The organism is Marinomonas flavescens (assembly GCF_004352835.1).
Taxonomy (GTDB): domain Bacteria; phylum Pseudomonadota; class Gammaproteobacteria; order Pseudomonadales; family Marinomonadaceae; genus Marinomonas; species Marinomonas flavescens.
On record NZ_SJSB01000010.1, the window covers coordinates 116,440 to 141,428 of the forward strand.

Annotated in this window: 19 protein-coding genes; 12 read left to right on the forward strand and 7 right to left on the reverse strand. The window is 41.2% G+C overall.

Annotated features, from left to right (window positions below; translation table 11 throughout):
- Window positions 1–16: 16 nt before the first annotated feature.
- The 3 genes from pgm to E0D70_RS11795 all read right to left on the reverse strand — a co-directional run bounded on the left by pgm (window position 17) and on the right by E0D70_RS11795 (window position 5,199).
- A complete protein-coding gene (gene pgm / locus E0D70_RS11785; RefSeq protein WP_133012483.1) occupies window positions 17–1,663 on the reverse strand; it encodes a phosphoglucomutase (alpha-D-glucose-1,6-bisphosphate-dependent) in 1,647 nt (548 codons plus the stop codon).
- A gap of 166 nt (window positions 1,664–1,829) precedes the next feature.
- The gene (locus E0D70_RS11790) at window positions 1,830–3,023 is read right to left on the reverse strand and encodes an EAL domain-containing protein (protein WP_133012484.1); all 1,194 of its coding nucleotides are present in this window, start codon (window positions 3,021–3,023) and stop codon (window positions 1,830–1,832) included.
- 28 nt (window positions 3,024–3,051) lie between these two features.
- Complete coding sequence (locus tag E0D70_RS11795) at window positions 3,052–5,199, reverse strand: methyl-accepting chemotaxis protein (protein WP_133012485.1); 2,148 nt, start codon at window positions 5,197–5,199, stop codon at window positions 3,052–3,054.
- A gap of 454 nt (window positions 5,200–5,653) precedes the next feature.
- Here E0D70_RS11795 and E0D70_RS11800 point away from each other — a divergent pair, with 454 nt between their 5' ends.
- Complete coding sequence (locus E0D70_RS11800) at window positions 5,654–6,793, forward strand: patatin-like phospholipase family protein (protein WP_133012486.1); 1,140 nt, start codon at window positions 5,654–5,656, stop codon at window positions 6,791–6,793.
- A gap of 112 nt (window positions 6,794–6,905) precedes the next feature.
- On the opposite strand, the gene aceF is transcribed toward E0D70_RS11800, so the two are convergent.
- Together aceF and aceE are read right to left on the reverse strand one after the other, a co-directional pair.
- On the reverse strand, window positions 6,906–8,864 hold the full coding sequence (gene aceF / locus E0D70_RS11805) for a pyruvate dehydrogenase complex dihydrolipoyllysine-residue acetyltransferase (protein ID WP_133012487.1): 1,959 nt from the start codon (window positions 8,862–8,864) through the stop codon (window positions 6,906–6,908).
- Window positions 8,865–8,953: 89 nt separating this feature from the next.
- A complete protein-coding gene (gene aceE / locus E0D70_RS11810) occupies window positions 8,954–11,620 on the reverse strand; it encodes a pyruvate dehydrogenase (acetyl-transferring), homodimeric type (RefSeq protein ID WP_133012488.1) in 2,667 nt (888 codons plus the stop codon).
- A 933-nt stretch (window positions 11,621–12,553) separates the two neighbouring features.
- Here aceE and nadC point away from each other — a divergent pair.
- The 11 genes from nadC (at window position 12,554) to E0D70_RS11865 (ending at window position 23,033) form a co-directional block, all read left to right on the forward strand.
- Window positions 12,554–13,399: a carboxylating nicotinate-nucleotide diphosphorylase gene (nadC, locus tag E0D70_RS11815; RefSeq protein ID WP_133012489.1), complete on the forward strand. Its 846-nt coding sequence runs from the start codon at window positions 12,554–12,556 to the stop codon at window positions 13,397–13,399.
- A gap of 9 nt (window positions 13,400–13,408) precedes the next feature.
- Complete coding sequence (locus E0D70_RS11820; RefSeq protein WP_133012490.1) at window positions 13,409–14,593, forward strand: acetate/propionate family kinase; 1,185 nt, start codon at window positions 13,409–13,411, stop codon at window positions 14,591–14,593.
- Window positions 14,594–14,642: 49 nt separating this feature from the next.
- A complete protein-coding gene (pta, locus tag E0D70_RS11825; protein WP_133012491.1) occupies window positions 14,643–16,748 on the forward strand; it encodes a phosphate acetyltransferase in 2,106 nt (701 codons plus the stop codon).
- A gap of 325 nt (window positions 16,749–17,073) precedes the next feature.
- Entirely contained in the window at window positions 17,074–17,523 is a 450-nt protein-coding gene (locus E0D70_RS11830; protein ID WP_133012492.1) for a pilin, read from the forward strand.
- Window positions 17,523–18,473 (forward strand): GspE/PulE family protein, encoded by a 951-nt coding sequence (locus E0D70_RS11835; RefSeq protein ID WP_133012519.1) that lies wholly within the window; start codon window positions 17,523–17,525, stop codon window positions 18,471–18,473. The genes E0D70_RS11830 and E0D70_RS11835 overlap by 1 nt, the downstream gene beginning before the upstream one ends.
- A complete protein-coding gene (locus E0D70_RS11840) occupies window positions 18,460–19,512 on the forward strand; it encodes a type II secretion system F family protein (RefSeq protein ID WP_133012493.1) in 1,053 nt (350 codons plus the stop codon). Before E0D70_RS11835 ends, E0D70_RS11840 begins: the two co-directional genes overlap by 14 nt.
- A complete protein-coding gene (locus E0D70_RS11845) occupies window positions 19,509–20,306 on the forward strand; it encodes a prepilin peptidase (RefSeq protein WP_133012494.1) in 798 nt (265 codons plus the stop codon). Before E0D70_RS11840 ends, E0D70_RS11845 begins: the two co-directional genes overlap by 4 nt.
- The gene (gene coaE, locus E0D70_RS11850; protein WP_133012495.1) at window positions 20,303–20,923 is read left to right on the forward strand and encodes a dephospho-CoA kinase; all 621 of its coding nucleotides are present in this window, start codon (window positions 20,303–20,305) and stop codon (window positions 20,921–20,923) included. The genes E0D70_RS11845 and coaE overlap by 4 nt, the downstream gene beginning before the upstream one ends.
- Before the next feature lie 4 nt (window positions 20,924–20,927).
- Complete coding sequence (locus E0D70_RS11855; RefSeq protein WP_133012496.1) at window positions 20,928–21,134, forward strand: DNA gyrase inhibitor YacG; 207 nt, start codon at window positions 20,928–20,930, stop codon at window positions 21,132–21,134.
- 29 nt (window positions 21,135–21,163) lie between these two features.
- Window positions 21,164–22,375: a response regulator gene (locus tag E0D70_RS11860; RefSeq protein WP_133012497.1), complete on the forward strand. Its 1,212-nt coding sequence runs from the start codon at window positions 21,164–21,166 to the stop codon at window positions 22,373–22,375.
- Between the two features lies 1 nt (window position 22,376).
- Entirely contained in the window at window positions 22,377–23,033 is a 657-nt protein-coding gene (locus tag E0D70_RS11865; protein ID WP_133012498.1) for a sensor histidine kinase, read from the forward strand.
- 139 nt (window positions 23,034–23,172) lie between these two features.
- On the opposite strand, the gene E0D70_RS11870 is transcribed toward E0D70_RS11865, so the two are convergent.
- Complete coding sequence (locus E0D70_RS11870) at window positions 23,173–23,793, reverse strand: GntR family transcriptional regulator (RefSeq protein ID WP_133012499.1); 621 nt, start codon at window positions 23,791–23,793, stop codon at window positions 23,173–23,175.
- A 9-nt stretch (window positions 23,794–23,802) separates the two neighbouring features.
- A complete protein-coding gene (locus E0D70_RS11875) occupies window positions 23,803–24,981 on the reverse strand; it encodes a benzoate/H(+) symporter BenE family transporter (protein ID WP_133012500.1) in 1,179 nt (392 codons plus the stop codon).
- Window positions 24,982–24,989 lie beyond the last annotated feature (8 nt).

Here is a 24,989-nt window from a genome sequence, read left to right on the forward strand (position 1 = left end):
TTTTTTAAAGCGAATACTAGACAGAAAGTACGCTATCCACCAAGGCTTTCGCCTCAACCTCTAACTCAGTTAAATGCTCTTCTGAGATAAAGCTCTCGAGGTAAATTTTGTAGATATTTTCTGTGCCCGATGGACGCGCAGCAAACCAGCCGTTTTGTGTCGATACTTTCAATCCACCAATCGGAGCATTATTGCCGGGCGCATGAGTTAAAACACTCAGAATTTCTTCTCCAGCAAGCTCAGTCTGCTTCACATCTTTGACATCTAACGCGCCAAGAATTGCTTTTTGCTCAATCGTAGCAACAACATCAATACGCTTATAATGAGGTGTACCGTACTTTTCAGTTAGCGCATTATAATGTTCTTGTGGATCTTTGCCTGTTACGGCCAATATTTCCGCAGCTAACAAGGCCATGATGAAACCATCTTTGTCTGTTGTCCAAACACGACCATCTTTACGCAAAAAAGAAGCGCCAGCACTTTCTTCACCGCCAAACGCCATTTCACCGCTATATAAACCTTCTACATACCATTTAAAGCCCACAGGAACTTCACACAATACGCGACCTAAACCAAGGACAACTCTGTCCACCATGCTGCTAGAAACCAGCGTTTTCCCTAACTGTGCCGTTTGTGGCCAAAGAGGACGGTGAGACGCCAAATACTCAATAGCAACAGCAAGATAAGAATTTGGATTCATCAGGCCAAACCCAGCACAGACAATGCCGTGACGATCATAATCAGGGTCATTACCTACCGCAATATCAAAGTTATCTTTCAGTTTAACTAGGTTACTCATAGCATAAGGCGAAGAACAGTCCATTCGAATTCGACCATCTTTGTCCAAAGGCATAAAGCGGAAAGTAGGATCCACATCTTTATTTACTAAGGTAATATCAAGGCCGTATTTTTTCGCCATTGGCTCCCAGAAATAAATACCTGAGCCACCCATAGGGTCAACACCGATTTTGATTCCTGCCTTGGCAATCGCTTTCATATCAATGACATTTTCAAGATCATTGATGTAATGATTGAGATAATCGAATCTCTCAATCAAACCACTGGCTTCAGCCTCTTCTTCTGTTTGATAAAGAACATCAACTAAACCCTCGAACAATATTTCATTGGCTCTTTTAGCAACCCAATTTGTAATGTTTGTATCTGCAGGCCCACCTTTTAGAGAATTATATTTAATGCCACCATCTTCTGGCGGATTATGAGAAGGAGTAATAACAATGCCATCACTAATGTCTGAGGAATCAGCTTTATCATTGTGCGTTAGTATGGCATGAGAGATAACTGGAGTAGGCGTAAAAACTCCCCCATCTTGCACTCGAACTCTTACACCATTGGCGGTTAATACACATAGCGCCGTTTGAAAAGCGGCTTCAGATAATGCATGGGTATCTTTACCTAAGTACAATGGACCAAAAATCTTTTGTCCTTTCCTATACTCGGCAATCGCTTGGCAAATAGCCAAAATATGATGTTCGTTAAAGCTAACTTTGAACGCGCTACCGCGATGGCCAGAAGTGCCAAAACTTACTCTCTGCGCAACAATATCAACGCTAGGCTTTTTTAAAAAATACGCGGTCATTAATTCAGGGATATTAACTAGGGAATCGTGAGACGCAAGCTGGCCCGCTTGAGGATGAATAGCCATAAAAAAAGCCTTATTTAACAATTGTAAAGGAGGATGAATAGTCTCGCTTATATTTAACATGGTTTCAACGGGTTAACGAGCTATCCTAGCTATAATAACCCGCTGACGCCGTAAACACTCGATGTCAGCAATAAATATCCATGATTAAGCGTTCTTCTTGATAAAATTAATAGACTTCAATGTCTACCATTAAAATGATGCTTTCAGTTATTTGTGACGACAATGTCTTACAGGGTTTCGTAGTATCTATATCAAGATATCTTGGTGATAAAACGGTTGATTCACCAGCAAAGAGTTGATAAAAATATGGCCGCCACGACCAATTATACCCTTTGAATCTATCACCTTTTATCCATACCCCAGTCGTTTTAGAATAATCATAATTGGCGGTGAATTGCTCCCCCGTTGGATGCGCAGCATAAAACCGTATGATGCCATCAAGATGAGAAAGTGTCGTTGATACAAATTCGATATCGAGTTGGTCCACTATTTTATGCTGGTTAGAGATCAATTCAACAGTACGATAAAGATCTTGATACTGCTTTCGAGTCTTACAAAATTGTTCTTTTTGCTGTTCGAAAAAACGGGCTCTGAGTACGGCGACCTGATGACTGAAAGCCTCTCTATCAACAAATTCTTCCGTTGCTGGGGAAAACAAAAAACCTTGCATATGATGTGCACCACAGCGCAAAGCAAAGTAAAATTCCTCTTCAGTTTCTACTCCTTCGCAGACGATAACTGCACCGCTTTTTGTGCATAATGTCGCCAAAGATTCGACCACATATTCTGCTACACCGCCTTGAGCGCCCTGCTGAAATAACCTCATGTCTAATTTGATAATATCTGGTTCTAAAGCAATAACTCGATCGAACTGCGAAAACCCAGCGCCAAAATCATCAATAGCAATGCGTATGCCCGCTTTACGATATTTGGCAACAGCCTGAGAAATACAAGACAAATCACCATTCATCTCAACCAGCTCCACCACTACTCGACGTGGATCTACGCCATATTTAAGGAGCAAATCTAGCGTAGGAAGTGACTCAGAAGAAGACACACTTAACCATTGAGGAGAAATATTAAGCGTCATTCGAGTGTGCTCTGGCAACTGATGAACCTTTTGTATCGCTTGCTCTCGTACACTACGATCTAAACGTCTTTTATCCTCAATGCTAATGCGACTATCGGTAAACAAATAGCCTGCCGACACAGCCGTACCATCTGACCTTACAAAACGAGCTAATGCTTCATAGCCCGTCACTTTTCCACTAGACACTTCTACTATAGGTTGAAAAAAGGGCTTAAGTTCGCCATGCCCTTCCGTCAACAAATCAGGATGATTTAATATCCCTTCTGGCACTTTCTTCCCCTAATTAATTTTCTACTGACTAAGCGACACTTACTTTAAATGTGCCGACCAAAGTAGATAAGTCTGCTGAGCGGTTCTTCACCTGGCTTGAGCTTATTTGTAATGACTGCATGCAACGACTCATTTGTTCAGCGCTTGCTGCAACAGAATGAACGTGGTCACCATGCTGCTGACTGCTAAGCGATATATTTTCTATAATTCTAAACATGTTATCGGCAACGCTAGACAATACTTCACTGTCATTAGTCGCCGCTTCATTTTTCACTAAACTCTGGTTAACCTCTTGAACCCCAGACTCCATAAATTCAACCGCGTTATTGGTGTCCTCCTGTATCCGATCAACCACTCGACCTATATCGGCTGCCGCGGCAGCCGTTCTTCCCGCTAACGCTCGGACTTCATCGGCAACAACCGAAAAACCTCGACCATGCTCGCCTGCACGAGCCGCCTCAATGGCCGCATTCAATGCCAATAAATTCGTTTGGCTGGTAATATCCGTAATTTCTTTGACAAAATGGTCCACATTGGAAGCGTTCTTACTTAACGACATAACAGAAGCCGCAGACGTCTGCACGACATCCCGGATGGTTTCTGTACTTTGCCTTACCAACTGATATTGTTTATGTGCGTTAACGACCGCCTCTTGCATTTTGGTTTTCATTTCTTGCGCTGTTTGTGAAGCAACAGTGACATCTTGGCTTTGTTTTTTAACAAGAACAAGGGACTCCTGAGCCGCTTCACGAACCTGTGAAGAGGCAAAATATACCTCATCGTTGAATAGCTGCATTTCATCTGCCAAAACATTTACTTCTTTTGCAGAAAGAATCACTTCTCCAACAATACCATCTAAATTATCAACAAAACTATTAACCCAACGCCCCATTTCGCCCACTTCATTCGTAGGAAGGAGGTTAAGATCCATACGCTGCTTAAGATTACCTTCCCCTTCTGATAGCTCTTTAATCACCTTTGTCATCTCTGATAAATGTTTGGCGGTTCTCATTGGACCCAAATGATTAAACACAACCGTGGCTAGGATGACGCCAACAATCATCAAACCATAAAATATGACGCTGTTATTACTGATATACCGCGCAAGTAAAAATTCAAATAACGCTAACGATAAAATGCTCGATAGGTACAGAAAAACACTGGTATATTGAATGGATCGAGGGCGATAGACCTCTTCTAAATCCGCTTCACACATCATTCCCCAAGTGTCATCAGAACCCGGCATTATGAACGTAACACCTTTACCAATGACGGGGATATGTCGATAATCTGAGTATCCTGGGTAGGCTACAAATAGGTTATTCCCATTACGAATCGTTTCCCTTACTCCAGGGTGAAGCTCATCTGTAGCGGGATTAGTAAATTTCAACTCTAGCTCAGTGTGATTATTTACTCCAACCACTCCAAAAGGGGTTCCGACACCCTGTTTTAAATTCTCACCGAGAAAGAAAGTATTATCTTCAAATCGAGAACGCGAAAGCGCCACGCCTTTCTGAATTGATGGGTCGAAAACTGAGGAAACCATAAATAAGTAATTATCTCCCGACTCGTGGTATATATGCCCAGCTTCGCGCTGAATAAGATCACCGATCACATCGTTGGGAACTCGAACACAGAGACAACCGTCAAATACTCCTTGCTTGGAGTACAGAGGAAGATAAAACATCAATGTAACTGCATCATGAAAAGAAGAGGTTGTTGCTCCTAAGTGTAAGGTTACTTCATCACTATATGGGCCATGCAAAAAACGCCCTTGCTTACTTCTTTCGAATGCCATTTTCTGACTATGATTCAAACCCACCCGCTCAACCTGAGTAGAAGAGATGATCACAGCATCCTTATCACAGACAAAAACCTCCGATACATCAGGTAGTCCTTGTTTTAATAACGGTAGAAAACGCCCAATTTCATTTTGTAAGTCAGTCTTCTGTTGAGAAACCTGACTCATTCTAGACCAAACAGTATTGGCCCAAGTGGTTAATATATGTACACGCGTTGCAGCAATGCCTTCGAATGTGTTTTCAATATCGAATTGCGATTTATGATTAAGTAAACAGCTCCATCGCATCCTTAGCTTACCTGTTGCTCCAAATACAGGTAGCCAGTGTTTCTCGGCTCGGCTTAAATTCATTTTATCGCTTTCCAACACACTCATAATCTACTGCTCATATTATTACTATAAGAAATATTTACATCGCAACCTATGTGCCAATAAAGCAACACAGATCTATTTATAAGTAATAATCGTAGGTATTCTTACTAGAACACTATAGATACATAGATGTTGAAACTGCTTACCCTGCACTAACTAGAGAATAAGATTGCAGTGCATAAGATTAATAGCGAATACATCTAATTACTGTTATTTAAAAAACCAATGAATTTATCCCTTCTATCGCCCCATAGCTCCATGCCGATATCTGGTAGAAGAAAACAACCAAGAATCGACGCACAAAATAAGAGCGACAATAAAACAATCGCACCAAACAGGAGCGATAAAGTTTTTTTATATCGATAATTAAACAGGTAAATAATTAATTTAATGGCATATTTTTATTAATTTAGCCCATAATTGTAAGCTAATAATTGCAGAACAGGATGCCTCATACATGACAGATCACAGTGCTTTAATTTTATCCGGTGGCGGTGCGCGTGCAGCCTACCAAGTCGGCGTCCTTTCAGCGCTGGGTAAAATGGTCACTAAAGGAAGCAAACTACCCTTTCCTATTCTTTGCGGAACATCCGCCGGCGCATTGAATGCAACCATGCTTGCCACTAATGCTGACAATTTCACCAAGGCGGTTTCCAAGCTTGCATTTGTCTGGCGCCACCTCACCCCAGACCAAGTCTATAATGTTGGACGTTGGCCTATTACCGCTTCCGTAACCAAAACACTTATTTCTTTATTCCAGGATAATAATGATGCCATTGCATTAATGGATAACTCGCCCTTAAAAAATCTACTGGAAAACTTCCTTGAATTTCCTAATATTCACACCGCGTTAAATGAGGGGAATTTAACCGCGCTTGCCATTACCGCAATGAATTACAGTACTGGTGAATCGACGACTTTCTTTCAAGCACAAGAAGGGATAAAACCATGGCAAGGAACCAGAAGAAAAGGAACTATAGACACACTCACTGTTGATCATTTATTGGCCTCAAGCGCTATCCCTACTATTTTCCCTGCGCATAAAGTTCAAGATCATTACTATGGTGACGGGGCAATTCGACAAAAATCAGCCATCTACCCAGCACTTCAACTTGGTGCAAAAAAGTTATTTATTATTGGTGTCAGCGGAAACAGAAGCCCAAAGAAATGGTTAACCCCAGAAAGAAACAAACCATCTGACGCACCAGGCATGGCTCAGATTTTAGGTCAGTTACTTAATAGCGCTTTCATCGACAACCTAGAAGATGACATCCGCCAATTAGAAGTAATGAATAGACTTATTAACGATATACCAGAAGAAAAAAGGCAACATCATTCACTACCAACTGAAACGCTCATCATCTCACCTTCTGAAGAACTCAATGATATAGCAGAGCACTATATTTATACCCTACCGAAAAACATTCGCAGTTTATTAAAAGCCAATGGTGACTCAATATCAGAAACGGCCAGCTCAGCAGCCAGTTACTTGTTATTTACACCTGAATATTGTCGAGCGCTAATCGAGCTAGGTTACAAAGATGCAATGTGGGAAAAAGACCGTATTCACGATTTCTTAGCAAACGATAACGCATAGAAAAACAGCATAAAAATGCTTATGCCATTTTTTTGACAAAAAAAAGCCGTTCGCTAAAACGAACGGCTTTTTTACAGATCAGATTTAACTAATCACGAGTCAGTGTTCTTAATTACAAAGTAAGACGACGAAGGTCGCTTAATGCTGCATTTAAGTAAGTCATGAATCGACCCGCATCACCACCATTAACTGCTCTGTGGTCATATGACAGACACAAAGGCAACATAGTGCGAGGCTCGAATTCTTTACCATTCCAACGAGGCTCAACGTCCGCTTTGGAAACACCAAGAATACCAACTTCTGGGCAATTTACGATTGGTGTGAAACCTGTACCACCGATCGCACCAAGACTCGATATAGTGAAGCAACCGCCTTGCATATCAGCAGGTTTTAGCTGTTTAGCCAATGCCTTTTTGATAAGTGCGTTTGCTTCTGTTGCAATCTCAACGATAGACTTCTTATCAACATCACGTAATACAGGAACAACAAGACCCGCTGGGGAATCTACTGCAATACCAATATGAACGTATTGTTTTTGCACATAGCTTTCGCCATCTGCCATTAAAGAAACATTGAAACTTGGATTAGCAACCATTGCCTGAGCAACGGCTTTAATCAAGAATGGAAGAGGTGTTAATTTAACACCTTGTTTTTCCATCTCACCTTTCAAGCCTTTACGGAAAGACTCAAGATCAGTGATATCCGCTTTATCGAATTGTGTAACCTGAGGAACAACCAAAGCATTACGCACCATATTTTGGGCCGTAAGTTTTTGGATCTTAGTCATTTTAACAACGTCGATAGCACCAAACTTGCTAAAGTCTTGGTCTGGAACGGTTGGTAGGCCTACGCCAGCGACTGCAGAAGTTGCAGGTGCAGACGCGGCTTTTTGAACCGCGGCTTTGACATAAGCATGTAGATCTTCTTTCGTAATACGACTGCGAGGTCCAGTAGCACGAACAAGAGACAAGTCCACACCCAATTCGCGAGCCAACATACGCACTGCAGGACCAGCGTGCACATTCTTAGAAGGCGTTGCTAGAACGGCTGCTTGATCAACACTTGCTACCGCTGGTGCAGCTTTAGGAGCTTCAGTTTGCGCTGTTGCTGCTTCTTGCTTAGGTGCCGCTGTTTTAGGCGCTGGGGCAGAAGTCGCTTCAAATTCTAACTCAAGAATTGAATCTCCTTCAGACACCTTATCACCTTCTTTTACGGCAATGGATTTAACAACACCTGTTTTAGGTGACGGAATTTCCATCGATGCTTTATCTGTCTCTAGTACGATTATAGAATCGCCTTCGTTGACAGAATCACCTACAGCAACCGCTACTTCGATGATCTCAACACCTTCTGCACCACCAATATCAGGTACATTAACGGTTTCAACACCACCAGCAATGGTTTGTGGAGCAGCTACTGGCTCAGCGACTTTCGCTGCTTCAGCCGGTGCTGCTGGGGCTGGTGTTTGAGCACCCGTCGTTGCAGCACTTGATTCAGTTGTCATAAGAAGTACTTCTGAACCTTCAGACACTGTATCACCAACACTGATCAGAATTTTTCCTACTTTACCGCTGAACGGAGAAGGAATATCCATAGAAGCTTTATCTGTTTCAAGAACGATTAAAGAATCACCCTCTTCAACCATATCGCCTTCAGCAACGCAGATTTCTATCACTTCAACGTCAGTAGAACCGCCAATATCTGGTATAGATACTTTCTCTTCGCTGCTGGATGTTGCTGCAGCTGCTTGAGGTGCTGGCTCTACGTTAGAAGTCGTCTCAGCGACAACCGCTTCTGTAGCTGGCTCTTCTTTTACTGGAGCTGCTGTCGCACCTTCCACTTCAAGAACCATAACCTCAGAACCTTCTGAAACTTGTGAACCTTCCTCAACGGAAATGCTAACAACTTTACCTGCTATTGGAGATGGAACGTCCATAGACGCTTTATCTGTCTCCAGCACAAGAATAGATTGATCGACTTCTATAATGTCGCCAACCTTTACACTGATCTCGATAACATCAACATCAGTTGCACCACCAATATCCGGTACTCGAATGATTTCAGTACTCACGGAAATCTCCTTTGTCATATAGACGCATCAAACTGAATAACTAATCAGGTTTGAACCAAGTTCAAACCTGATACCTAGCTTGTTTATAATTAGCAAGTAACTGGATTTGGCTTCTCTGGATCGATGCCAAATTTAGCAATTGCTTCACTAACTACAGATGCATCAATTACACCGTCTTTCACTAATGCCGTCAAAGCAGATACTACAATCCAGTAACGGTTAATCTCGAAGAAATGGCGCAATTGAGCACGCGTATCACTTCGGCCGAAACCATCAGTACCTAGCACATTAAATGTGCCTTTGATGAAAGGGCGAATTTGATCAGCAAACAATTTAATATGGTCTGTTGATGCAATCACTGGACCTTTGTCTGTTAAGCAAGATTCTACATACGACTCACGAGGCTTACTTTCAGGGTGCAACATATTCCAACGACTTGCATCTAAGCCTTCACGGCGCAATTCATTGAAAGAAGTAACACTCCATACGTCAGAGTTTACACCGTAGTCATTAAAGAGAATTTCTGCAGCCGCTTCAACTTCACGAAGAATCACACCAGAACCAAGTAATTGAACTTGTTTCTTATTGGCTTTTTTCTCATGAGTTTTAAGCTTATACATACCCTTAATGATGCCGTCTTCAACACCTTCTGGCATGTCTTCATGTGCATAGTTTTCATTCATTACTGTTAGGTAATAGAAAACACTTTCTTTCTCTTTGTACATGCGGCGCAAGCCATCTTGAACAATAACAGCGACTTCGTATGAGTAAGTTGGGTCATAAGAAACACAGTTTGGAATCAAGCCAGCTTGAATATGGGAATGCCCATCTTCGTGCTGCAAGCCTTCACCATTCAGCGTCGTACGACCAGCGGTCGCACCAATCAAGAAACCACGAGCTTGTGAATCACCTGCTGCCCAAGCCAAGTCACCAACACGTTGGAAACCAAACATTGAATAGTAAATGTACACAGGAATCATTGGTAGATTACTGTTGCTGTATGATGTTGCTAACGCCAACCATGCAGAGAATGCACCTGGCTCGTTAATACCCTCTTGAAGAATCTGGCCTTGAGCAGATTCTTTGTAGAACATTACTTGAGAATGATCTTGAGGCGTATAACGTTGACCTTCAGAAGAGTAAATACCCAACTGACGGAACATGCCTTCCATACCAAAGGTACGAGCTTCATCGGCAACAATTGGCACGACACGCTTGCCAATTTCTTTGTCTTTAACCATTACATTCAAAGCACGAACAAATGCCATAGTCGTAGAAATCTCACGACCTTTCGTACCGGCAATTTGCGCTTTAAAAGCGTCTAATGAAGGAACTTCTAACGCTTCACAATCACGACGACGAACAGGGAAATCCCCATGCAACTCTTTACGACGAGCGCGCAAGTATTTCATCTCAGGACTGTCTTCCGCTGGACGGTAGTAAGGCAGATCCTTCAATTCTTCATCGGTAATCGGAATACCAAACTTATCTCGGAATTGAGCCAAAGACTCTTCATCCAATTTTTTAGTTTGGTGCGCTGTATTCTGAGCTTCGGCTGCTTTAAACATGCCGTAGCCTTTAACTGTCTGCGCTAGAACGACAGTCGGCTGACCTTTATGAGACGTTGCTTCAGCGTACGCTGCATAAACTTTATAAGGGTCATGTCCACCGCGGTTCAGATTCATGATGTCGTCATCAGATAAATCTTTCACCATTTCTAACAATTCTGGGTATTTACCGAAGAAATGTTCGCGTGTGTACGCACCGCCATTGGCTTTGTAATTCTGTAGTTCACCATCGCAAACTTCATTCATACGCTTAATTAATAAGCCTTTGTCGTCTTTTTCAAATAGAGCATCCCAATGACGACCCCATAAGCATTTGACAACGTTCCAGCCAGCGCCACGGAAGACACCTTCTAGCTCTTGAACAATTTTGCCATTACCGCGTACAGGGCCATCAAGGCGCTGTAAGTTACAGTTAATAACAAAAATAAGGTTATCTAAGTTTTCACGCCCTGCCAGTGCGATAGCTCCTAGAGATTCAGGTTCGTCACACTCACCATCACCCAAGAAAGCCCATACTTTGCGGTCGCCTTGATCAATCAAACCACGGTTATGCTGATATTTCATAACGTGCGCTTGATAGATCGCTTGCAATGGCCCTAGACCCATAGAAACGGTCGGGAACTGCCAATAATCAGGCATTAACCAAGGATGAGGATAAGAAGGTAACCCTTTACCATCAACTTCACGACGGAAGTTATCAAGTTGCTCATCTGTCAACCGGCCTTCAATATAAGATCGGGCATAAATGCCTGGAGAAATATGACCTTGGAAGAAAACCATGTCTGCTTCTTGATCACTGTCTGAACCACGGAAAAAGTGGTTAAAGCCAATGTCATACAGCGTTGCTGCAGAAGAGAAACTAGTGATGTGGCCACCAAGTGTTGAATCTTGGCGGTTTGCTTTCATAACCATTGCCAGTGCATTCCAACGGATTATGGAACGAATACGACGCTCCATAAATAAATCTCCCGGTAACGGCTTCTCATTTTGAGGAGAAATCGTATTACGGTAAGACGTTGTAATGGAGGCTGGCATTGGTGCGCCTGCTTTCGCAGCCTCTTTTGTCAAACGATCCAAAATGTATCGTGCGCGATCTGGTCCTTCTTCTCGAAAGACAGACTCGATAGCATCAACCCATTCTTTTGTTTCGATCGGATCGATATCTTCGAGGATATGCTGCTCCGTCATAGTGATAATAACCCCCGCTATTAAAACAGTTCTCAAACCTACCAAGGACTTTAATTGTTTACCTTGGAGGTGACTTAAACGAACCAGAGGAATCTATAGTAAGAACACTATAAAAACCAGCCGACACAAGAAAAAACGATACCTAACCATTTGTTTAGCGGTATCGTTTTTTCTGTCTAATAAACGGCGTTGTTATTATTTTAGAGTTTGCCATCAATTCGACCACCAAATTGTTTTGGTAGGTTCGTTTCCATATGGGCTTATATCTAATTAAGCCCTTAATTAGCTAAATATGAAAATAACATCCCGTTTTGCAGGATGTTCATAGAAAGCTGAAAAATTGTTAACCACGTTGTTTGTTACTGCTAAAATAGACATGTTGCAAACATTTTCCCTATCGCGATTTACTAATTTTTACAGTAAATCGGTGGTTTATACATCCCTTATAGGTATTCAAATCAAACGTAAGGTTAACACCTAATAACAGAATCGCCTAGACTCCTATCTCAAGAATGAATCACTTTCATACAAGAAAAAAGCGACGAACGCTCACTTGTAGTATGTTTTTTAACCTCCCAATATAGCCAACCCCTTTAGAATACTGGAGGTGCACAGGATCATTCACAAAAGACATCCCAACCATAACTTTAGTGAATTTATATGGAAAAGGTACAATACTTAGTCAACTTCTAGGTTTTCATGGATATTTAAAAAGCCTACATTTCAGCAAAACCCATAAATTTGTCTAATATTTAAACACCAGTGCATGAAAAACCTTCCTTTGAGTGACAATGGCTTATGATATTTACAAAATTGTGATTTCCATCATTAAGTTAAGAGCGAAAAATGCATAAGTCTGCGTATCACAGACTGACGACACCCAATATTATCGCTACAATGGATCTTTTCTCGAAATCATAAATAGGAAGTAATATGACACTGTTGAATGAAAATTCAATCAATCACATGACATCAAACGTCACTTTTGCTTTAAAAGAAGATGTTGGTTCTGGCGATATAACGGCCCAACTTATCCCTGATGACCATGAGATCACCGCTTCCGTTATTTCAAGAGAATCTGCTGTTTTATGCGGCCAAGATTGGGTTAATGAGGTTTTTAGACAATTAGGCCATAACGTCACATTAGAATGGCTTGCTAAAGATGGGGACCTGCTAGAGCCAAACAAACCTTTTTTAACCTTAAAAGGACATGCTCGCACTATTCTTACCGGTGAGCGAACTGCGTTAAATTTCATTCAAACGTTGTCTTACACCGCCACTATTTCTAGAAAATACACAGAAGACGTTTCGGCAACGAATTTAACCATTTTAGACACTAGAAAAACGTTACCCGGTTTACGAAGCGCCCAAAAATACGCGGTGACAGTGGGTGGAGCTCAAAATCACCGTTTTGGTCTTTATGATGCTTTTCTGATTAAAGAAAACCACATAATGGCGGCAGGTTCGATTACTAATGCTGTCAAAATGGCAAAAAAGATTGCACCCGGAAAAACCATAGAAGTTGAAACCGAAAACCTTGAAGAGGTTGCCTTAGCGGTTGAAGCAGGTGCGGATATCATCATGCTAGATAATTTTACTTATGATGATATGGCGACCGCCGTCACTCGATTTAAAGGTAAAGTAAAATTTGAAGCCTCTGGCAATATGGACCAAGAAAAGCTTCACCTTGTTGCGAAAACAGGGGTGGACTATGTGTCTATTGGTGCTTTAACAAAACATGTTCAGGCAATAGATCTTTCACTAAGAGTCCATAAATAAGGAAGCATAATGAGCGAAAGTATATTAGTCATTAATTGCGGTAGCTCTTCTCTAAAATTTGCGGTTTTGTCCGATGAAGGACAATCAATACTACTAGAAGGTATTGCGGACCGACTTGGAGTAGGCAACAGTACGGTAACGTTTAAAAAAGATGGTAATAAAGAGTCGATTCATTTAGCAGACGGTAGTCATAAAAGTGCGGTGGCTGAAATAAAAAAATGGCTTAGCCAAAGACCCACTATTTTGGATAGCTTGACCGGCATCGGTCATCGAGTTGTCCATGGTGGGGAAACATTTAGCAAATCTGTGTTAATTGATCAAAGTGTTATTGACGGCATTGCAGAATGCGCTAATTTTGCCCCTCTCCATAGCCCAGCTCACATTATTGGGATGAATGCCGCGATTGAGCTTTTTCCTGGCATTCCTCAGGTTGCTGTATTTGATACTGCATTCCACCAGACTCTCAGCCAAGAACAGTACCTTTACCCTATTCCAATGGAACTGTATCGACAGCATCACTTTCGTAAATATGGTTTTCACGGAACAAGCTATCGTTACATCAGCCGTCGGCTTGCAGAGCTTCATCCTAAAAGCTTAGAGCAAGGCGTTCTTGTTGCTCATTTAGGCAATGGCGCTAGCACTTGCTCCATTCATAAAGGCAAATCTTCTGATACCAGTATGGGAATCACACCACTTGAAGGGCTTATGATGGGCACTCGATGTGGTAGCCTTGATCCAAGCTTGCTCACTTTCATTGCTCAAGCACAAGGTATTTCTTCAGAAGAAGCATTGGATATCTTAAACCAAAAAAGCGGTTTATTAGGCATATCCGAATTGTCTAATGATTGCCGTACTCTTGAAGAAGCAATGGCCCTAGGCAACAAACAAGCCAAATTGGCTCTAGATATGTTTGCCATAAGAACGGCTAAATACCTAGTAAGTACTGCCACTACACTTAATAGTATTGATCACTTGGTATTCACTGGCGGAATAGGTGAAAATTCCTCTTACATCCGTGCAGCCATATGCCAACAGCTAAAAGCATTTAATATCCACATTGATAGTGACAAGAACTCACTGCGCGGCGCGACGATGAGTATTGAATCTAAAAAGAGTCAAACAAAGGTCTGGATCATTCCAACCAACGAAGAACTCATGATTGCTTTGGATACAATTAATCTGATTCGACAATAGTGTTTAGCAATCTTTATCAAATATATTGTTCAAGTAGGAACTTTTAATTATGTCAACCAATGTGCTAATGACAGTACCGACAGGTCCCGGTGTTGGTTTAACATCTGTCTCTGTTGGACTTGTTCGGGCCTTAGAACAACAAGGCCTTAAAGCAAGCTTTTTTAAGCCAATTGCCCAACCTCATCCTGGCGATACTGGCCCAGATAAATCCACAGCAATGGTTGCTCAAGGCTCAATATTAACACCTGCCGAGCCCATTCCTTTGCATGAGGCTGAGCGTTATCTGTATAACGACAATATTGAAGAACTGATGGAAGAGATTGTCGGCCGCTTTCAAGCCAGCGTAGAACCGGATTCGACCGTCATCGTTGAAGGGCTTGCCCTTATCCCTGGCCATCCCTACGCAACACGTCTCAACAAGGCCATCGCTCGAACCTTAGATGCTGGACTTGTTCTTGTTACTGCACCTAATAATATGAGAGTCAATGAGCTCGAGCATCATGTTGAAATCGCTGCTGGCTCATATGGCGGAATTAAAGCACACGATGTCATTGGCTGTATTTTAAATAAAACGATGCCGGGCTCCTTGGGCGCTAAATCCTACGGCGACTTATTTGCTCAGCGTAGTATTTTTAAGCGTAATTTTAGTTTGCTAGGACAAATACCTGTTTCAGAAGAGCTAACGTACCCTCGCGTCAAAGACGTCGCCGATTTTCTTCAAGCTAAAGTAGTCAATGCTGGGGAAATGGACACACGTCGAGTCCAGTCGTACACCTTATGTGCTCGCGGCGTTGAAAACATGCTAGAGGCATTACGCCCGGGAGTCTTAGTATTCACTCCTGGCGATCGTACTGACATTATTATGGCAACCGCTATTGCCGCGCTTAATGACACCAAAATAGCCGCGTTGGTTTTAACTGGCGGCTACCAACCAAGTGAAGCGCTAATGGTCCTTTGTGGCAAGGCAATGGCAAAAGGATTGCCCGTGCTTTCTGTCAATACAAATAGCTGGGAAACCGTTATTACTATGCAATCATTCAATCAAGAAATACCACTTGATGACAAAGAGCGCATACTCACAGTAAAAGAACATATTGCTCGTTGTATTGATCATGATTGGGTTAACTCTTTTGCCTTAAATCAAGAAGAAAGAAAGCTTTCGCCTCCAGCGTTTCGCTATCGCTTAATTGAACAGGCTAGATCCCTCAACAAGCGAATCATTCTGCCTGAAGGTGAAGAAATCCGAACGATTCAAGCGGCTTCGATTTGCGCAGAGCGAGGCATTGCCCGTTGTACTTTATTAGGTAAAGAAGCTGAAATCCTGCGCATCGCACAAAACAATGGCATTGAATTAAGCCATGGCGTTGAAATCCTTGACCCTGATAGTATTCGTGAACGCTATGTAGCACCCATGGTGGAATTACGAAAACACCGCGGCCTGACTGATATTATTGCCAGAGAGCAACTCGAAGACAATGTTGTTCTTGGCACTATGATGCTACAGACTAATGACGTTGATGGCCTTGTTTCTGGTGCTATTCATACTACAGCGAACACCATTCGACCTGCGCTGCAGTTGATCAAAACATCTGAAAATGCCTCATTAGTTTCCTCTGTTTTCTTTATGTGCCTACCAGATCAAGTACTTGTCTACGGAGATTGTGCAATCAATCCCGACCCTACCGCTGAACAGTTGGCCGAAATTGCCATTCAAAGTGCTGACTCAGCCATTGCTTTTGGCATCGCACCAAAAGTCGCTATGATCAGTTACAGCACTGGGGGGTCTGGCACCGGAAACGACGTTGATAAAGTACGAGAAGCGACCGCTATTGCTCAGCGTCGTCGCCCTGACCTACTCATCGATGGCCCATTGCAATATGACGCTGCCATTATGGAAAAAGTCGCGAAACAGAAAGCACCAGACAGTAAGGTGGCAGGAAAGGCGACGGTATTTATATTCCCAGATCTAAACACCGGTAACACCACCTACAAGGCGGTTCAGCGAAGTGCTGATGTCGTTAGTATTGGCCCTATGCTTCAAGGCATTCGTAAACCAGTAAATGATCTATCCCGTGGCGCTTTAGTCGATGACATTGTTTACACCATTGCCATCACGGCAATTCAAGCAGGACAGTCACTACTAGGACACAAATAGTAGCCATTGCGATTGACGACCTGTTAATTACACGTTGAATAATGTAATTAACAGGTCTCTTTCATACTCAATAACCTATTAAATCAATACATTCAGCTCTTCACCGAACAATCAAAAAATCGTCCTATATTTTTCTTCACGCCCTCCCTAAGAATAAGAAAAGCATTAACCGTACCCCACTTTCAATGTTTGATTGAATAATCTGATCTTAATTAAATTCATAATAATAAACATAATCGTGGTTTTTCCTCAAAAATGGTCTAGTGTTTTAATAACGCTTAGCAGGACGCTAACGCTACCAATATATTCTTCAAGGAGTGAAGATATGAATCGCTTACGCGCCAACCAAAATGGCTTTACGTTATTGGAATTAATGGTCGTTATTGCCATCATTTCAATTCTTGCCGCTATCACCGCCCCTACATTCACTAGACAAATAACCAAAGCTAAATTAGTTGAAGCTCAGAATCTAGCCACTCAAAGTCAGTCTTTTATTGAGGAATATATTCTACTCAACGGAGAGTTTCCGTCAGAATCTAACTTCAACGAAATAGTACCTACTGTACTAAGCAACTCTATTGTTAAAAGCATTAAAGTAAGCGACCAAGACAAGGAAACTGGAAGCGTCACTATCACCTTAAATGACGATACAGGGATCTCTGAAGGGAATTATCTCAAATACTCACGAAATGAAGAGAGAAATTGGCTGTGTGAGTCAGATTTATCCAGCAATGTTTTGCCTCGACAATGCACTACTGTTGAGGAGGAAGAGTGATGACTTTAGAAGAAATCCTATCCAACTCAATCAATGCGGATGCTACTGACATCCACATTGAACAAAAACCGTCATCAATACATGTTTGCACACGCCAATATGGCATTATCACTTCGCTCGTCACATTGGATCCAGAAAACACATTAATTAACAGAATAAAAATGCGTTCTAACTTAGACCTTTCTGAGACTAGACGAACACAAGAAGGGCAATTTTCTTTCTCTTACCAAGACAAGGTCACGTTCATACGTGTCAGCATCATCGCCACCATAAAAGGTGAAAAGGTTGCACTTCGCCTACTACCCGAAAAGAACCGATTTACTTTAGATAGTCTCGGCTTACCACCTTTGCTGCAGCAACAGTTAGCAGACCAACTAGAAAAACCAAGTGGCTTAATTCTAGTATGCGGTGCAACAGGCGCAGGGAAAAGTACAACACTTTACTCATGCTTAGAGCACATAAATGATGAAAAGCGCACTATTTTCACGATTGAAGACCCAGTGGAGCACGAAGTTAATGGGCTTTACCAAAGTGAACCAAAGCCTGAGATTGGCCTTAACGCCATAACCATCCTTAAATCTTTGTTAAGGCAAGACCCCGACATTATTATGATTGGTGAAATACGAGATGCAGAAACGGCAAACCTTGCTATTAATGCGTCTTTAACTGGCCACCTAGTTTTAGCCACCTTACACACTAACTCCACACTCGATGCTATTCATCGATGCAGCAGCTGGCAGGTTGATTTTTTCTCGTTAGTAAGCTCTCTTAAACTCATCATCCACCAATCCATGGAGTACCGATCAAACAGTCAAAACGCACTATTCAGTGGACTTCAACCACTATGGGACGAGCATTTACCTAAGGACTATGAAACTCTCATTTCCACCCCTTCACTCTGGAAGGCGTATACACATAGTTCAATAGGAGCAAAAAATGCCTTGGTTTAGCGTCAAATGTAATACTGGGACCCACTATCATTATGCGAGCTCAGAAAGTGAGCTGTTACTCCATTATGTTGAGTTAGGTCTATGGGAGCTAGAATGCACGGTTTATAAGCCAAAACTCTTTAACTACAAAACGCTGCTAGTCTTTTTTTGTGAAATCCAAAGCTCACTTAATAACGGCTTTCAACTAAACGAAGCAATTAACAGTCTTTCTAAGTCTTCAACTAACTCAGCACTAGCAAAGAACTGTCTTGTCATGACATACGAACTGAATGCTGGGAAGCCATTTAATAAGGTATTGAGTCGTTTATCGGATAAACGCTGCCAACCTTACTGCCAACTTTTGGTAACAGACGGCTCAAGAGAGGATTGCGAAAAGAGTATTGAGACCTCAATAAAACAATTACAGGAACTGTTAAGTTGGTCATCTAAACTATTAAAAGGTATGACATACCCTTTCTTTATTATTCAAGTCGCATTAGTCATTAATCTATTACATGTTTTTTTTACTGAAAACAGTCTCAGCCAATCTCTTATTTTAAATCTTGTGATTTACTTAATTACAACGTTAATACAAATAATTATCGTAATAAATTTCACAAATGGGAACGCAAGCAATTGGTTTGAAAAAATAAATTCAAGCTTTCGACTAACCAAACTTCTCGCTCTATTAAATGCTAGCCGTAAAACAGGCAAGCCTCTGCAGCAAGCTTTAATATCAATGCCTCTTCATTTTAGCCATTCAGGTTTAAAAACAGATATTATTTCAGCTTACTATTCACTTCAGTTAGGAAAAAGCTATCAGGCAAGCTTTCCGAGCTATTGGTTTCCAAAGGAATCTGCTCTTGCCCTACATGCCGCCACAAAAAATGGTGATATAGATAGAGCTCTCACTTTAGCAGCACAAGAACATGAGCAACAATGTCATCGAGTTATTTATTGGTTTGAAAAAATCATTCCAGCCTGCTGCCTTTTTATTGCAGCGGGCTTTGTTGTCACGTCTCTTTTAACCATCTACAAACCTTTGCTTAAATTATCATGATAGAGACAACGATATTTAACCTACTCCTTTACGCCAGCACTTTGCTTTGTCTTGGTAGCTTTGCGGCTCTCTTTTCTATTCGCTGGCCAAGAACCAATCAATACCTTGCAGAAAAAGAAGCTCATGAAATACTCTCTCAGAAGTTCACAAGAGCATGTCCAAAATCTATTTCGTTCGGACGCTCCCAATGCATGCACTGTTTACATAGCTTATCTTGGAAAGACACTATCCCGTTAATAAGCTTTATCCTACTAAGAGGCCAATGTCGCTATTGTTCACACTCAATTTCATCCCGCTATTGGGCAATTGAAGCTTTATTTTTAATCGCCTGCCTCCCCTTATTTTTCCTGTGTAGCAGCACTTACCAGCTCCTACTTACTACACTCATTATCAGCTCTTTACTCATGGCCGCCATTATTGATTACGAACACCAACTGATTCCTAATGAATGCTGTGGCCTTGCCATTGCCGCTGCCTTTTTTCTCAATATCGGAACGGTCAATCTTGATTCGTCGGTACTAGGCGCCATATTTGGGTATGGGATAATTTATCTGCTACGAGAACTCTATCTTCATTTTAGAAACACGGAAGGCATTGGCCTAGGAGATGCTAAATTACTGGCTGTTTTGGGCGCTTGGCTCTATGTAGATCATTTATTCACTACTTTGCTCTATGCAAGTCTATTAGGGATCTTATACACTGCTGTCTGTCACAAAAAAGAAAGACAAAACATTCCTTTTGGACCTTTTTTAACCCTGTCTGGAATTGCACACTTTTACTATATTCAATTATGAAAAAAAACAATGCTTCACCTATTGTAGGACTTGCCGGTGGTATAGGTTCTGGAAAAAGTACCGTAACGAAATTATTTAATGCGCTAGGCATCCAAAGTGTCGATGCGGATGACGTTGCCCGAGAGGTTGTTCTTCCAGGTTCTAAATGTTTAAGCAAAATAATTGATCGATTTGGCGCTAATATATTACTGAGTGACGGTCAGTTGGATCGCAGAGCGCTTAGAGAGATTGTTTTTAAGGACAAAAACGAACGACTTTGGCTTGAATCGATAACGCATCCTGAAATACGCCAGTTAATTTCAACTCAATTAGAAAAAGCAACCTCTGCGTATGTACTACTCGTCCATCCATTATTATTTGAAACCAAACAAGATCAAATTTGCCAATTAACTGTCGGCATTGATGTACCTACAAGCCTTCAAATTGAAAGGATCATTACTCGAGACAATATGGATAACGCGCTCGCAGAAAGTATTATTTCCACTCAGCTTAGCAACGCTGAACGTCTCAGTCTTACTGACATGACACTCAAAAACGATAGCAATTTAGTTGATTTAAATGATAAAGTTATGGAGCTGCATAAGCGTATTTTAGATAGATTAGAGAAAAGAGAATAAGAAAATGACGTTGATTGCCTGTCCTACCTGTCAGAAAAAAACACCTTGGTCTAAAGAAAATATAGACCGTCCATTCTGCAGCGCTAAATGTAAGTTGATCGATTTAGGCGAATGGGCCAGTGAAAGCTATGCTATACCACAGCAAACCTCAGAAGAAGATGACGTTTTTTCAGAAGATTTAGTAGTGGATCCAAATAAATCGTTTCTTTAACATAACTAATAAGATACGGAACATCTATCATGCGAAAATCTGATTTTTCTAGCCAAAAAGCCTTACTAATTGAAGATATGGCTGAAGCAAGAATAATGCAAAAAAAGATGTTAAGCGATTTTGGTTTCGAAACTATTGAAATAGCAATGAAAGCCGAAACTGCAATCGATTTATTAAAAACACAATCTTTTGATGTAATCCTATCTGATTATAACCTTGGTAATGGCAAGGACGGCCAGCAATTACTTGAAGAAGTCAGATACTCAAAACTTATTCCTAATACCACAACGTACTTAATGGTCACTGCCGAAACATCCATTGAGATGGTAATGGGCGCCATTGAATTTCAACCTGATGGCTATATTACAAAACCTTTTTCTCAGGCGGTACTCCAACGCCGACTATCAAAATTGCTTGAAACGAAACACAAGCTGATTGATGTCAACCAAGCTTTAGATCAAAAAAACTTACCAAAAGCCATTGCAGAAGCTTATAAGGTGATGGAAAAATATCCTTCACTTGAGGGTAAGTGTCAGAGAGTGATTGGTGAATGCTATTTAGAAATGAAAGAGTATCAACAAGCAAAATCTCTCTTTTCAAGTATTTTAGTAAATCGAAAAATGCCTTGGGCTTTATTTGGTGAAGCACGAGCTTGTTTCTATTTAAATCAATTAGAACAATCAGAAAATAAATTTCGTCAGCTTATGCTCGACAATCGTTTTTTTGTCAGTGCCTACGATTGGTTAGCGAAAATTAAGATCGCACAAAAAGATAACAAAGCAGCACAAGTTATTTTAGTGGATGCACTGGAACGCTCACCGAAAAATTTATTACGCCAAATGGAATTGGGGAGACTAAGCCTCATAATTGAAGACTACCCTACCGCTGAATTTGCTTTTAGAAGAGCGGTGTCTTTAGCGAAACATTCTTGCTATAACACACCAGAAGTGTATCTAAATCACTTGTTAACGTTTGCAAAATTGTCAGAGAAAACACCTATTTCATCACGGCAGAAAGAGACATTTCAAATAACATTGAAAAAGGTACATCAATTATTTTTTGATGATCCTTCTGTCAGAGCCAAATCTTATTCATATGAAATCAGTGTTTTCCTCAATAGTAACGAAATAAACAGTGCAAAGAACACCTTTCAATTATGGACGCAGGATGTTGAAGCTGGTATTGCTGTCGCGCCCACTGATAAGCAAAGCTCCCAATACACATTGGCTTTCGAGGTATAAAATGAAAAAAATGGACATCAGTACAATTCTTGCCAGTGCAATACATGAAAGCAAAAACCAAGTTGGCACCCTGCTATATCAACTACAGGGGCTTAAAGAGTCTTTGCCAGCAAATAATGCTAATGAAAAAAGAATTACCGTCATTGAAGAATCCCTTAAAAAGCTGAATGATGAATGGGTCGAATACCTGTATCTCTATAAATTAGCGTCTAATGGCTATGAACTGCATGTTGATAAATTTCTACTTGACGAGTTTTTAGACGATCAAGTATTTGCTTTATTAGCCTCTGCTAACGCTAAGAACCTTGAATTAAGCTATCACTGCGATTCAGAGCTCACAGGTTTTTTTGATGAGCGTTTAATGACTGCCGTCGTCGGTACCGCTGTCTATAATGCACTTCGTTTTGCGCGATCCGAAATACAAATTAATGCATCTCTAGAATATGACTTTTTAGTGATCAGCATTGAAGATGATGGCCAAGGATTCACAGCCAAACAGGAAGATGAGGAATTCCTTGAGTCTAATACAGGGCTTGGACTTTATTTTGCTAAACTCTCCGCAAGCGCTCATGTCTGTAATGATAAAGAAGGTTTTTTAAGAAAAGAGAAGTCAACTGGTTTAGGTGGTGCAAAACTAGCGATTTATTTGCCTCAGTAGCCTCTGTTCAAGAAGTGAAGGATGCCATAAAGGAGCTTCACTTCTATCACTCAGGTGCAACCTATTGAACCACCCACCTCCTAATAAAGAATTACTGCCTAATCTGCCCTATAGTTAATTTTTGATCATGAATTCACTATTATTTGATGGATTTCAAATAGGTTACCAATAACTGACCGGCATCTTTAATATGCTGATTAAGTAAACACATCGCTGATTTTTTGTCGTTTAGCTCGATAAAGCGCAATAGCTCAACATGCTCATTTTGGCTATGCTGTTTATAGCCCATAGGTCCATACTGAAACCCCAAATAACGGGCATATTGCTGATTTAATGATTGGACTGTTTTATATAAAACGGGTCTATCGGCTGGAAAATATAACTCTTTGTGAAAATCCCAGTTCAACTCTCCTTTTTCTAATAAAGTTAATTGCTTATTATCCAATTTTTCAATCAGCTGGCCCGCACACTCAAGGTTCACCTTATTAATTTTATCAAACGCATAATCAAATAACCTAAGCTCAAGGTCCAATCGCATTAAGAAAATATCTTCTGCTTCCTGCCAATTCAAATCAGGAATTATATACCCAGCTTTTCCATGAGGAACAAGCCAACCATCCGCTTTTAACCGCAAAAGTGCATCACGAATAGGAATGCGACTGACACCATAACGATCAGACAGCTCCGTTTGTCTTAGCGGTCGCCCGACAGGTAATCGGTTATTTAAAATATCATCTTTTATTTTTTGATAAAGCAGCATAATAAAAACTCAAAACACCTTTTTTGTTAACTTTGAGGCAAGTAAAAACAGACTGCCAAACACAATACCCCAGAAAGCAGATGCAATACCGAAAAACGATACACCTGATACTGTCACTAAAAATGTCACCAATGCTGCTTCTCGATACGTATCATCTGATACCGCATTTTTCAAATTCATACCAATCGTGCCAAGCAGTGCAACCCCTGCCAATGTAGCAATCATAGTGTCAGGAAAAACAGAAAATAACGCAACGACCGATGAACCAGCTAACCCAGATAAGAAGTAAAACACGCCTGCTGATAAGCCAGCAATATAGCGACGTTTAGGATCTCGATGGCACTCACCACCTGAACAAATCGCCGCTGTGATGGCCGCTAGATTAAACGCAAAGCCTCCTAACGGCGCCAATACGACAGAAGTAAATCCAGTCCAGCTAATTAAAGGCGATACAGGTATTTGATAATTACTGCTCCTCATCACCGCCACTCCAGGGATATTTTGAGATGTCATGGTGACAATAAATAATGGAATTCCCACACCAATAAGCGCACTCAAGTTCCACTCAGGCCATACCCAAACAAACTGGCCAACAGACAATGGAATATGACTCATCATAGTCCCATCTGATCTCAAAACAGAGAAAAGCACGCCAACCACTAGAACAACAAGAATGACATAACGAGGCAGAAAACATTTAACAATTAAATACGTTAACAGCATAGCAGCAACAAGAAATGTGTCACTTTGCAAAGACTCAAAAATACCTAACCCGAATTTGAACAACACGCCAGCCAGCATGGCACAGGCTATTGGCAACGGCACTAAACGCATTAACTTATCAAATAAACCCGTAATACCCGTTAAAAATGCGAGCAATCCCGCAAAAATAAAAACACCAATCGACTCGGCATACGTAATATGCCCAAGACTTGTCGCCAACAATGCCGCTCCTGGAGTAGACCAAGCGGTAATGACAGGGGCTTTATACCAAAGAGAAAGAAAAAAACAGCTCGCCCCCATTCCCAACCCTAAAGCCATGATCCAAGAGACGATAATATGTGAATCCGCACCCGACGCTTGCGCAGCCTGGAAAACAATGGCGACAGAACTTGCAAAACCGATCAAAACAGCAATAAAACCTGCAACAACGGCACTTATACTGAAATCTTTAAATACAGATATCACCTTTCACT

Coding starts and splice junctions, on each gene's coding strand:
- E0D70_RS11855 (WP_133012496.1), top strand. CDS start 20,928: ATGACGTTGATTGCCTGTCCTACCTGTCAGAAAAAAACACCTTGGTCT.
- aceE (WP_133012488.1), bottom strand. CDS start 11,620: ATGACGGAGCAGCATATCCTCGAAGATATCGATCCGATCGAAACAAAA.
- coaE (WP_133012495.1), top strand. CDS start 20,303: ATGAAAAAAAACAATGCTTCACCTATTGTAGGACTTGCCGGTGGTATA.
- E0D70_RS11840 (WP_133012493.1), top strand. CDS start 18,460: ATGCCTTGGTTTAGCGTCAAATGTAATACTGGGACCCACTATCATTAT.
- E0D70_RS11830 (WP_133012492.1), top strand. CDS start 17,074: ATGAATCGCTTACGCGCCAACCAAAATGGCTTTACGTTATTGGAATTA.
- E0D70_RS11870 (WP_133012499.1), bottom strand. CDS start 23,793: ATGCTGCTTTATCAAAAAATAAAAGATGATATTTTAAATAACCGATTA.
- pgm (WP_133012483.1), bottom strand. CDS start 1,663: ATGGCTATTCATCCTCAAGCGGGCCAGCTTGCGTCTCACGATTCCCTA.
- E0D70_RS11845 (WP_133012494.1), top strand. CDS start 19,509: ATGATAGAGACAACGATATTTAACCTACTCCTTTACGCCAGCACTTTG.
- E0D70_RS11835 (WP_133012519.1), top strand. CDS start 17,523: ATGACTTTAGAAGAAATCCTATCCAACTCAATCAATGCGGATGCTACT.
- E0D70_RS11820 (WP_133012490.1), top strand. CDS start 13,409: ATGAGCGAAAGTATATTAGTCATTAATTGCGGTAGCTCTTCTCTAAAA.
- pta (WP_133012491.1), top strand. CDS start 14,643: ATGTCAACCAATGTGCTAATGACAGTACCGACAGGTCCCGGTGTTGGT.
- E0D70_RS11800 (WP_133012486.1), top strand. CDS start 5,654: ATGACAGATCACAGTGCTTTAATTTTATCCGGTGGCGGTGCGCGTGCA.
- E0D70_RS11865 (WP_133012498.1), top strand. CDS start 22,377: ATGAAAAAAATGGACATCAGTACAATTCTTGCCAGTGCAATACATGAA.
- E0D70_RS11860 (WP_133012497.1), top strand. CDS start 21,164: ATGCGAAAATCTGATTTTTCTAGCCAAAAAGCCTTACTAATTGAAGAT.
- E0D70_RS11795 (WP_133012485.1), bottom strand. CDS start 5,199: ATGAGTGTGTTGGAAAGCGATAAAATGAATTTAAGCCGAGCCGAGAAA.
- nadC (WP_133012489.1), top strand. CDS start 12,554: ATGACACTGTTGAATGAAAATTCAATCAATCACATGACATCAAACGTC.